Source organism: Collinsella sp. BA40 (assembly GCF_008014645.1).
Lineage (GTDB): Bacteria > Actinomycetota > Coriobacteriia > Coriobacteriales > Coriobacteriaceae > Collinsella.
Map to the genome: position 1 here is coordinate 206,971 of NZ_VOWY01000002.1, position 11,414 is coordinate 218,384.

Genomic DNA, 11,414 nt, shown 5'->3' on the forward strand with positions numbered 1-11,414 from the left:
ACGCGTCGACGGGCTCGTCGGGCCCGCGGGGCGCGCGTTGTTGTCAATCGTCATCGAGGAGGACCGCTGTGGCCGGATTTATCTCGCGCGCCAAAGAGGTTATGCACCGCAAACGGGTCGAGGAGCCCAAGGTGTTCATGCTGTATTTCCTGCTGAGGGCATTGGTGCTCGTCACGCTTGTGCGCTCGGCGTTCCTGGGCCACTACGAGCATATGATGCTGTGCGTGCTCACCCTGCTCCTGCTGTTGCTGCCGTCTCTTATCGAGCACACGCTCGACATCGAGCTGCCCGACCTGCTGGAGTCCATCATCCTGCTCTTCATATTCGCTGCCGAGATACTCGGCGAGATCGATGCCTTCTATATCCGCATTCCGTTCTGGGACACCATCCTCCATACCACCTGGGGCTTCCTGTGCGCGGGCATCGGCTTTGCGCTGTTCGACATTCTCAACCGCAGCGATTCATCGAAGATCAAGCTCACGCCGTTGTACATGGCGATTTCGGCTATCGCGTTCTCGATGTGCATCGGTGCCTGCTGGGAGATCTTCGAGTACTTCGCCGATTGCTTCATTGGCGTGGACATGCAGAAGGACACCTTGGTCCAGGGCATCAACACGGTGTGGCTGGATCCCACGAACTCCAACATCACCATTCCCGTGCGCGATATCGTGTCGAGCCAGATCAACCTGGCGTCGGGCGAGGTTATCCCAATTCCCGGCGGCTACCTGGATATCGGCATCCACGACACCATGGCGGACCTGATCGTGAACCTTATCGGTGCGCTGGTTTTCGCGGTGCTGGGTTTCGCGTACGTGAAGACGCGCGACCACAATTCGTTTGCCGCGCGCTTCATTCCGCGGGTCCGTCGCGCCCGCGCTCACGAGAAAGCCGGCCGCTAGGGTCGGCGCCGGCCGACCACGCGGCTGCGGTGTATCCCCGCCGCCCGGTATGCCAAGAAAGGGGCTGCAACCAGATGACGTATGAGTTTCGTTGCGACGCGCATACGCATACGCTGTATTCGCGCCACGCGTATTCGACAATTATGGAGAACCTGCAGGCAGCGCGTGCTGCCGGCCTGGAGCTGCTGGGGTCGGCCGACCATCTGAGCGGGATGCTGTTCCCCACATCGGACATTCGTAACTACCAGTTCTTCCTCAACATGGACGTGTGGCCGCGCGAGCATGACGGGGTCGTGCTGCTGCGCGGTGCCGAGGTGGATATCCTGGGCTTGGATGGGCGGTTGTTCGGTCAGGACATCCCGGTCGACGCCAGCATTGTCGGACGTCTGTACAAGGAGGAGAAAAGCCTGTTCGAACGGCTGACCGAGCCGCTCGATTACGTGGTGGCGAGTGTGCATAACAACGCGTTCGCGGACGGGGCCACGATGGACGAGACGACGCAGATGTATCTGAACGTGCTGGCGCAGCCCAAGGTGTTCATCCTGGGCCATGTGGGGCGCTCGGGCGTGCCGTTCGATCTGGATACGGTGCTTGCCGCCGCGCGCGACGCCCATAAGCTCATCGAGATCAACGAGCACAGCTTGCAGCGCGGGGCGACGAGCGGCGCTTATCGGAGGTGCCGCGATATCGCACGCCGGTGCGCCGAGCTGGGAGTGGGCATAACCGTGTCGACGGACGCGCACATCGCGTGCGACATCGGTCGCATGCCGGCGGCAGCCGAGATGCTCGCGTCGATCGACTTCCCCGAGGAACTGGTGATGAACCGCAGCGCTGCCGCGTTCTTGGGCGAGCTGGCGGCGGCCGGCGTATGCGACCTGACGGAGCTGGCACCGAGCGCGTAGCGCGGGATCGCCGGGTGGCTGTAAGGCTAACAGACGACCTTGCGCCTGCGCGCGGCCTCGCGTAGCATCGTTCGCATACAAAAGCACCCAGCGAAAGGAGCTGCCCGATGTTGAAACGCACCTTGCAGGAGGACCTCGATCGCGCCATCGCCTTCCACGGCCATCTGTGCGGCGGTCAGATGATCGGCACCCGCATGGCTCGCCTGGCGCTCGAGTACTTCCATATCGAGGACCCCGATACCTATCGCGACTTGATCGCCTTCGTGGAATGCGACCGCTGCCTGGCAGACGCCGTGATCTCGGTGAGCCATTGCCATCTGGGCAAGCGCCGCCTCAAGTGGTACGACTACGGCATCATGTCGGCAAGCTTCTACGATATCGCCAGCGGCAAGGCGATTCGCATCTCGCAGCGCCAGGACGTGCCGCGTTGCCCCAAGGGCGAGGACGTCGTCGCGTTCTTCAACCAGTATTCCGATACCGAGCTGTTCCATGTGCACGAGGTCGAGCTGCCCGATATGGACGAGTGCGACCTGCCCGGCAAGCCGCGTGTGACGCAGGTCTGCGAGGCGTGCGGCGAGCGCGTGCACGACGGCCGCGGCGTCGAGCGCGACGGGCATGTGTATTGCAAGCGGTGCGCGGGCGAGCACGTCTACTACGTCGAGGGCGCCGAGCTGACGCCCGAGCAGATTGTCGCCGGCGCCTAGCCGGTTGTTTTGGGCGCCGGCCGACGGCTTAGCCCGGAGGGCGTGCGCGAAATGCAGCGGCTCGCTGCGTCCATGGTAGAAAAGGCGGCGTGGCCGGGGCGGGGATCCCGGTCACGCCGCCTTTGCGTGTGCGCGAGCTGCTGATCGGCGGCGTTCGCGCGAAAGCTGGCGGAGCGCGGCCGGCGGCTGCGGCGGCGATACCGGCGCGCGGCTCGGGGCGGCGGGGAGCTCGCCCGAATGCAGCCCGCGCCGGGGTTTCTTATAAAAATGTAAGCAGGTCATCATAGCGGCTTCACGAGCGCCCGTTATCCTCGGGTGCACACAAGGCAGGAGAGGAGGCCGCGCGTGATCGACGTTCGCGGTATGAGGCGACTAACATGGACGGGCATCCGGCGCGCGATCGCGGTGGTGCTGGTCTTGCTGGGCACGGCGGCGGCATCTGGGTCGGCCGTGCTCGGTATTCGACATGGTCAGGAGCTGCGCGGTGCCGGAGCGGTCGATTCCCCTGCGATTCCGGATACGGCGTATGCCGGCGAGCTGCCGCGCGTCGGCCGCTTCGAAACGGATGTGACGTATAGCTGCTACGGGATGGCGGGCAACGGCGAGGTCTCTTCGCATATGCTGTGGGACGATGCATGGTTTGACGGCGACCCTCGGGTGTACAACCACGATCTTGCTCGCGCGAGCTCGGTGCTCGCCGCGCTGGCGTACGCGGAGTCGGGTTTCTACCAAAGCGGTTCGAAGACCCCTCCCTACATGGAGAACGTCCTTCACCAGCTGGGGTTCGATATGGTCGAGACGGGGTCGTATCGTTTTCGCAGCGAGGTTGTGGACGAGGTGCTCGACGTGATGACGCAGCAGTCGGACGGCGTGGCATACGGGCTGGCCCGCAAGGAGCTGATGCCGGCTCCGGACGGCACCCCGCGCGAGCTCATAGCAGTCTCGGTGCGTGGAAGCTACGGATCGGAATGGCTCAGCAACTTCAACCTGGGTGCGGGCGAGGCCGCTGCGGCTGCCGAGGCGCTGGCAGATGAGCGGTCGCACGACCATACGGGGTACCAGGTTGCGGCTTTGGAGATCCTGGGCGAGCTCGATGCATGGGTCGACGAGGCCGACGCGCGCGGGGCCGAGGTGTCGGTGCTGCTCACGGGGCACAGCCGCGGCGGTGCCGTGGCGGGCTTGCTAGCTGCGATGCTGGACGATCGGGCGGCGGCGGGTACGGGCGAGGATGCGCGGACCGAAGCGGACGCCGCCGCGCAGGCTCCCATGCAGCGTGCACCGCGGGTTTTCGCCTATACGTTCGCGTCGCCGCGGACGACGCTGAACGCGCGGGGAAACGACGCTCGGTATGGGAACATCTTCAACATCGTGAATCCTGCCGACTTGGTGACCAACCTGCCGCTTGAGAGCTGGGGTTACGTGCGCTACGGCGTCGACGTGCCGCTGCCGTCGCTCGATGACGAGGGCTTCGGCGAGCGGTTTGCCGCCATGCAGGACGCGTTCGAGCACCTGACGGGCGGCCGCGATTCGTATGATGCCGAGGCCGAAACGGCGATCGATGGCGTGGTAGCGGAGCTCGCGCGTACGGTGCCGACGGCCGGTGCGCTGATGACGCCCCGCGGCGTGGCCTCGGTTGCCGCCGCATGCGCGCTGCGCATCAACCCGACGCGCATCCTGCGCGGTCACTATCCAAGCGTGTATATCGCCTGGATGGAATCGCTGCCGGGGCTGGCGGTTGATGCCGGCCGCCCTGCATAGCGTTCCCAAGGTGCGCGCTGCCAGATTCGAGCCGCCGCGAGCATCGCGGGATGAAAGCGTTTGGGATGCCCCCGTTCACGCGGTTTTTCGACACGGCCAGGGGGCTGCGGCGCTTGCGGTTGGTCCTATCGGGAGAAACTCGGCTGCTCTTCCTTGGGTGCGCGGATTCCTGACGGTAGGGATTGGTGATCCGGTGCTGCCGGGAGGTTTGCGGCGCATGCCTGCACGTTGGCGTGGATTCCTGACGGTGGCGGGCGGCAACCGCGGATTTCTGACGGTAAAGAGGCTGATTTCGCCACGTAGGCGGGAGAAAACCGCGGCACCCGCGCTTGCTGGGAGGAATTCGAGCCGAAGTCCATCTAGGCGAGTTTTTCTGACGGCAAAGAAGGGTTGTCCGGCGCAAGGCAGGTCGACAGGCCGGTCGGTCTGGCAGGAAGGCCGACGGTCGGCAGGCGAGGCAGCCCATCGGACGGGCCAACAGGCAGGTCGGAGCGACAGGCAGGTCGGTTCGGCAGGCAACCCACCGACAGGCAGCCCGCCGGCAGGCAACCTACCGACCAGCGGCCTTCTAGCCCCGGCGCTCGAGCACGGCGACGGTTTCGACGTGCTCGGTGTGCGGAAACATGTCGACAGGGGTGAGTCGCAGGAGCTCGTAGCCGGTTGATAGGAGCTGTTCCAGGTCGCGTGCCTGCGTCTCGGGGTTGCAGCTCACGTAGACGATGCGGCGCGGTGCCAGCGCCGCGGCGGCGCTGAGGAACTCCGGCGTGGAGCCCGCGCGCGGCGGGTCGATGGAGAGCACGTCGACGCGCTCTCCTCGCGACGCCGCTTCGAGCATGTAGTCGGTGGCGTCCCGGGTGAGGAACTCCGCTGCGTTCGATAGCCCGTTTAGCTCCGCGTTGCGTCGCGCGTCGGCGATGCCGGCGGGGTTGCGCTCGACGCCCAGCAGCCTGATGTCGCGACCACGCTCGCGCGTGGCCGCCGCGGCGCACAGGCCGATCGTGCCGCTGCCGCAGTACGCGTCCATGAGAACGTCCCCTGCACGCAGGTCCATGCCGTCGATGGCGAGTTGGTAGAGCACCTCGGTCTGCTGGGGATTCGTTTGGTAGAACGCGGTTGGCGAGATGCAGAACGTGCAGCCCAGGAGGCTGTCGGCCATATGGTCGGGGCCGCGCAGGATGCGCGTCTCGCCGCCCAGGATGGCGTTGGTGACGCGCGGGTTGACGTTTTGGGCGACGACGGTGATACGGGGGTCGATCTGCTGCGCGCGCTCGGCGAGCTCGTCCAGATGCGGTACGTCGCGCCTGCTCGTGACCAGCGTGAGCACGCCCTCGGCCGATTTCCAGCCGAGGCGCAGGACGGCGTAGCGCAGCAGGCCCTGGTGGGTGTCCTCGTTGTATGCGGAGATGCCCAGATCCTGCGCCGCCGCGGCCACGCCGTTGAGGATGGCGCGCGCACCGGGCGCCTCTACCGCGCAGGAGGGCACGGCCACGATGTCGTGGGTGCCGCGGGCGAAGAAGCCGCAGGAAACGCCTCCATCCGCGGTGGGCGCGAAGGGGGTCGCCGCTTTGTGGCGGAACGCGCGCGGGGCGGGCAGCTTGCCGTCGTCGCAGGTGCCGCCCATGCCTCGGATGGGGTCGAGCGCGAGCTCCGGAGCGTGCGCGGACAGCAGCGGCGCGAAGAGCTCTTCCATGGCCGCCTGCTTGCGCGCGAGCTGCTTTCGATAGGGCAGGTTGAGCCATGCGCAGCCGCCGCATGCGCGCATGACGGGGCAGGGGCCGTCGCCGCGCATCGGGGTCGCGGCAGGCGCATCGCGTTTTTTGCGGCAGCGCGCCGGGCGCGGATCGCCGCCGCGGCCCACGGCGCGGCGGTCGCGGTTCGCGTTGCGGTTGCGGGCGCCGCGGCGCGCTCGATCATGTGCTGGGGAATGCTCGTAAGTCACCGGGGTGTGCTCCCTCTAACGTGCTCTGGCGGATGGTTGCTCGGGTGTTTCACGGTCTGCATCGCGTTTCCGACGCGCCTGCCCCGCGGCCTGGATCGCCGGTGCGTGCCGGGCGCTCGACGCCGTATTGCCGGCGCGCGGGCCGCTGTCCGCGTCGCGCGCTGCATCGCGCCCGCCGCGGTAGGCGTAGGGGCTTCGGCGGCGACCCGCCCGAACGGGATTCAAGCATAGCAAACGCGGGCCGCCCGCCGAGTGCTCTCCATCGTGTCCGCATGCTTTGATACGATGGAGCGCAACCATAGGAAGCCGTTGGCGGCAAGGCGCGGGAGGGATGCATATGGCGGCGGGCGATGACGGGAAGATCATCAAGCTATCGTTGTTTTCCAAGGTGAGAAACCTCAAACCTCTGCCAGGCCAGGAACGGGGCCGTGTGTTCGCCCTGGCCGATTGCATCACGCCGCAGCCCCAGAAGGGCATGGGCTACCTGGTGGAGGTGGTCGCGCCGCGCCGCGTGAAGGTGGTGGCCTGGCTGGCGCTGGGAGGCAATATCTTCGCGTGCGACGAGCCGGTTCCAGACTGCCTGAATCGCGAAGCTGCGTGCGGCCTCACGCGAAGCGACGATAACGTGGCGTTTTACGTGGACGCGGACGGACGCGTCGCCCTGACCGCCCGTTTCGGCCAGGACGAGAAGACCGGCCGCCTTACCGTGAGCAGCAGCAGGCACGATATGGGGCCGTATGCATCGGGCTCGTACGACGTGGACGAGATGGGCGCCGCGTGCTTCGTGGCGCACTGGCTGCTGCCACGGGAGCGCGGCGAAGCGTTGGTCTTGGAGACGGTGGGCGATGTGCTCGACGAGCTCATGGGCGCGCCGTATGCCGATTCGATCGACGCCTTGATCTACCGGGGCGAGAAGGATGACGCGAGCGGATTCGAGCGCTTCGCCGCCCGGTCCCTGCTTGCGGCGGGGGCCGAGTACGTGCGCCCCATCGCCGCGACGCACGAGATCGACCTGCGCCGCCTGGCTTCGACGGGCATGTTCTGGACGGGCTACAGCCGTGAAAACATGGTCGATCGCGAGGTCGATACCCTGCAGGCGGTGGAGGGCGCGCTCAACCGCCTGGTGTTCATCGACCGGATGCTCTCCGACGACGACGGCGCTTCCCCGTTCACCAGCTCGCTGAGCGAGGACGCTTGCGAGGCCGTGGCCCGCACCGCGCTGTGCGCGTTTCCCTCGGGCGCCGAAACGCGCCTGCGGGGGTGCGAGGAGGCGAGCCCGTTTTCCGAGGTCGCCGGCGCCGTGGCCGCGCGCGGTGGCGAGTGGGACGTACGCACGCGCTTCGCTGCGGGGGCGGAGGGCCTGCGCACGCCGTTCGGGTTCGATTACACCTTCGACTGCGATGCCCGCGCCGGGCTGTTTGCGATCGACGCCACGGTGCCCGCTTCGAGCGCCTGGCCGTTCGAGCACGACGGCGAGCGCGTGGAAGCGCGCCGCTGCTATGCGCTGCGCCTTTCCGTATTGCTGGCGGCGGTGGCGTTCGGGGCGGGCGTTGGCGTGACGCGCGTGGTGCTGACGCTGCACGAGCGCCTGCTGTCGGGCGGCGCCGTACTCACCATCGCCTACGACCGCCGGCCCTTCGCCATGGGCGTGCTCCCGAAGGTCGCCTCGCATGCGCTGCTTGAGGAGAAGCTGACGTCCGCCGCCCTGATGGAGATGGTCTCTCCGCGCGCGCATCGCTTTGCCACCGAGCTCGACGGCGTGTTCGAGGGCGTGGATCCGCTTGATCCCGGCATCCCCTGCCGTATGGTGCCCACCGCCGAGGACGACCGCCCGCTGCCGCCGGCGCTGGCCACGTTCCTGCGCGCCGATCGCGTGTGCGACCTGGATGTATACGGATCGGGCGACGACCCGCTTCGCGAGCGTTTTCGCGAGTTGCTCGCGCGCGAGGAGGACGGCGATTCGTCGGTGCTCAGCGAGGTGGCCGATCTCGTTTCGGCCTACGATGCCGCCGATGCGCTGCAGGGCGATGACCGCGTGCCGCTGTATTGCTGCAACATGGCATCGCGCGTGCTGGCCGGCGGCCTGGAGCTCGAGGGGCAGCAGCGGTTCCGCAAGGTTCCCGACTCGGCGTTCGACGCCCGCTCGGTGCTGTGCCGCATGTACCGTGAGCGCGACAATCTCGAGGACGCCCTGCAGCTGGCAATCGAGCTCGTCGGCCTGGCACCCACGTCGTTCAACGCCTACCATTCGCTGGCGCTCGTCTATCGCGATATGGGCAAGATGCCCGAGGCGGTCCAGGCGCTTATCGAGGGGTTGAAGGTTGCCTCCGTGCCCACCGATGTGGCCTGCTGCTACTATCGCCTGGGGTATTTCTTCTGGCAGATGGGGCAGCCCCAGCTCGGCCTTGCCTGCTACGCGCTGGTGCGCCGCGATTCGATCTTCTACGGCGAGGCCCAGCAGGAGATGGACGAGCTCATGCGCGAGAACCATCTAAGCCGTAAGCCCGCGCGCGACGAGGCGCAGGCGATCGCACGTGCCGAGGGCGTGCCGCTGGCGCCGGTGTCGTCGCTGGTAGAGGCTGTGGCCACCGCGGCGTTGGGGCTGGTTGACGCCGGCTGCTTCGATGCCGCGCTCATGCTCGTCCACTTCCTGTCGTCGACGGACGTAGGCCCCAACAGCTACGACGTGCTCGCCTCGGTCACGCGCTCCCTGCAGGGGGTCGGCCGCCCCGTGCGATAGCCGCCGGCTGCCTGCCCGCCCTTTACCGTACGCGAGCGCGCACTGGGCGAAAGCGGGCGGTTACCCCTTGCGCGGAGGGGTAGGCTCGGGTCATACGGCTGTCGTGCGGGGTTGCACAAGGCACCTCGTCACGCGTTTTCGGCGCGCATCGCTGCGTGCCGGGAAAGGGAGGTGTCCCATGGGTGCGCCCAAGACTGGCAATGTGAGGAACGTGGTGCTCGTAGGCCAAGGCGGGGTGGGCAAGACCTCGCTCGCGGAGGCCATGCTCCACCTGTCCGGCAAGACCGCTCGCCTGGGCGGTCACGGTGGCACCAAGCCCACCCTCGATTACGACGCCGAGGAGGTCAAGCGCGAGTTCTCGATTTCGACCTCCATCGCGCCGATCGACTGGAAGGGCGCCCGCATCAACGTGCTCGACGCCCCCTGCTACCCCGATTTCATCGGCGATGCCTACGCTGCCATGAGCGTGTGCGAGAGCGCGCTGTTCGTGGTGGACGCCGCCGAGGGCCCGCAACCCACCACCGTCAAGCTGTGGTATGCGGCCGAGGACCTGCGCCTGGCGCGCGCGGTGTTCGTCAACCGCGTGGACAAGGAGAACGTCGACTACGCCATGTGCATGGAGATGCTGCGCGAGCGCTTCGGCATGCGCCTGGGCGCCGTGACCCTGCCCTGGGGCACCGGTCCGGATTTCCATGGCATCATCGACCTGGTCCGCATGAAGGCTCGCCAGTGCGACGGCACCGCGCAGACCGAGTTCGACATCCCCGAGGAGCTGCGCGCGGAGGCCGAGGCCGCGCATGAAACGCTGTGCGAGCTGGTTGCCGAGGCCGACGACGAGCTTATGGAGAAGTATCTCGAAGGCGAGGGCCTCACGCAGGAAGAGGTCGAGAGCCTGCTGGCCACCGCCATCGCCAAGCGCCTGTTCGTCCCGGTGTTCGCCGGCAGCTGCACGCAGGAGCAGGGCGTCAACTCCCTCATGGACGATATCGCCACGTACTTCCCCGCGCCCACCGATTACGGCGAGATGCCGCTGATCGACGGCGATACCCTCAAGATCTCCTCCGATGACGACCGCCCGGTGGTCTTCGTCTTCAAGACCTTGAACGACGCCCAGCAGGGCCGCATCTCCTTCATCAAGGTGCTCACCGGCACGATCGAACCCGGCATGGAGCTCGTGAACGCGCGCACGCGCAAGGGCGAGCGCCTGACGCACCTCAACGTGATGTGCGGCCGCGAGATGACCGAGGTCGGCCATGCCTACGCCGGCGACATCGTGGTGGTGCCGAAGCTCTCCGCCGAGACGGGCGATACGCTGTCCGTCTCCGGCAAGGTCGAGGCTGCGGCGTTCAAATTCCCCAACTCGCAGTACCGTATCGCCATCGAGGCCGAGAACCGCTCCGAGGAGGACAAGCTCTTCACGTTCATCGAGAAGGCGTGCGAGGCCGATCCCACGATGAAGATCGAGCGCGACGAGGAGACCGGCCAGACCGTGGTGTCCGCCGTGGGCGAGGCCCAGGTATCCGTGCTGCTCAATCGCCTGGAGGAGCGCACCAAGGTCGAGGCGCACATCGTGCCGCTGCGCATTCCGTATCGCGAGACCATCCGCCGCGTGGCGAGCGCGCAGGGTCGCCATAAGAAGCAGACCGGCGGCGCCGGCCAGTTCGGCGACTGCTGGCTGCGCGTCGAGCCGCTGCTCGACGGCACCGAGTACGAGTTCGTGGACGAGGTCGTGGGCGGTCATATTCCGCGCTCGCTCATCCCCGCGGTTGATAAGGGCGTGCAGGAGACCATGAAGGACGGCATCATCGCCGGCTATCCGCTCACCGGCCTGCGCGTGGCCTGCTATGACGGCTCGTATCATCCGGTCGACTCCAACGAGATGGCGTTCCGCACTGCGGCGCGCATCGGCCTGAAGAAGGCATGCGAGGATGCCGATCCGGTGGTGCTCGAGCCCATGGAGAACATCACCGTGACGATTCCCGAGAGCTACGCCGGCGCCGTGATGGGTGACGTGTCGGGTTCGCGCGGCCGCGTGACCGGCATGGAGACCAACGACCGCGGCGACACCGTGATTACGGCCACCGTACCCTATGCCGAGCTGGTCGACTACGCCACGCGCCTGCGCTCACTCACGCGCGGCACGGGCGACTTCGTGATGGAGCCCGCCGGCTACGAGCAGGTTCCCTACGACGTGCAGCAGAAGCTCGTGGACATCTACGAGCACATGCGCGCCCAGGGGCGCTAGGCATCCCGGCGGCCCCGGTTCCTTGCGAGCCGGGGCCGCCGTGCGAAGGCGTCGCGCGCGGTGATGCCGTTCGCGGAATTGCCCGCAGCCGGGGCGGTTTCCCAAGTACCCGCTTTATCTGCAGGGATGGCTTGCGCCGCCGGTGTCTGGCTCATTTCGCGGAGCCGTTCGCGGGCAAGTGTCCGATAGAGCGGCTTGTTGGTATGCAACATCTCATACCATTTGAT

General features: G+C 67.0%; 8 protein-coding genes. 6 read left to right on the forward strand and 2 right to left on the reverse strand.

Going from position 1 to position 11,414, the window contains the following annotated elements:
* The first annotated feature begins 68 nt into the window (after nt 1–68).
* From E4J93_RS01910 to E4J93_RS01925, 4 genes are all read left to right on the forward strand, one after another.
* On the forward strand, nt 69–899 hold the full coding sequence (locus tag E4J93_RS01910) for a hypothetical protein (protein ID WP_147587783.1): 831 nt from the start codon (nt 69–71) through the stop codon (nt 897–899).
* 74 nt (nt 900–973) lie between these two features.
* Nucleotides 974–1,801, forward strand: a complete 828-nt coding sequence (locus tag E4J93_RS01915; RefSeq protein ID WP_147587784.1) for a phosphatase — start codon at nt 974–976, stop codon at nt 1,799–1,801.
* 107 nt (nt 1,802–1,908) lie between these two features.
* Entirely contained in the window at nt 1,909–2,505 is a 597-nt protein-coding gene (locus E4J93_RS01920; protein ID WP_147587785.1) for an FmdE family protein, read from the forward strand.
* A gap of 345 nt (nt 2,506–2,850) precedes the next feature.
* Nucleotides 2,851–4,263: a lipase family protein gene (locus tag E4J93_RS01925; RefSeq protein ID WP_255431866.1), complete on the forward strand. Its 1,413-nt coding sequence runs from the start codon at nt 2,851–2,853 to the stop codon at nt 4,261–4,263.
* A gap of 568 nt (nt 4,264–4,831) precedes the next feature.
* Here E4J93_RS01925 and rlmD read toward each other — a convergent pair.
* Nucleotides 4,832–6,052, reverse strand: coding sequence for a 23S rRNA (uracil(1939)-C(5))-methyltransferase RlmD (gene rlmD / locus E4J93_RS01930; RefSeq protein ID WP_147587818.1), 1,221 nt, complete (start codon nt 6,050–6,052; stop codon nt 4,832–4,834).
* A 487-nt stretch (nt 6,053–6,539) separates the two neighbouring features.
* Here rlmD and E4J93_RS01935 point away from each other — a divergent pair, with 487 nt between their 5' ends.
* A complete protein-coding gene (locus E4J93_RS01935; protein ID WP_147587786.1) occupies nt 6,540–8,942 on the forward strand; it encodes a M48 family metallopeptidase in 2,403 nt (800 codons plus the stop codon).
* 178 nt (nt 8,943–9,120) lie between these two features.
* Nucleotides 9,121–11,187 carry a translation factor GTPase family protein gene (locus E4J93_RS01940; protein ID WP_147587787.1) on the forward strand — a complete coding sequence of 689 codons (2,067 nt, stop codon included), beginning with the start codon at nt 9,121–9,123 and terminating at the stop codon, nt 11,185–11,187.
* On the opposite strand, the gene E4J93_RS01945 is transcribed toward E4J93_RS01940, so the two are convergent.
* Nucleotides 11,184–11,399, reverse strand: coding sequence for a hypothetical protein (locus E4J93_RS01945; RefSeq protein WP_147587788.1), 216 nt, complete (start codon nt 11,397–11,399; stop codon nt 11,184–11,186). The genes E4J93_RS01940 and E4J93_RS01945 overlap by 4 nt on opposite strands.
* Nucleotides 11,400–11,414: the final 15 nt, after the last annotated feature.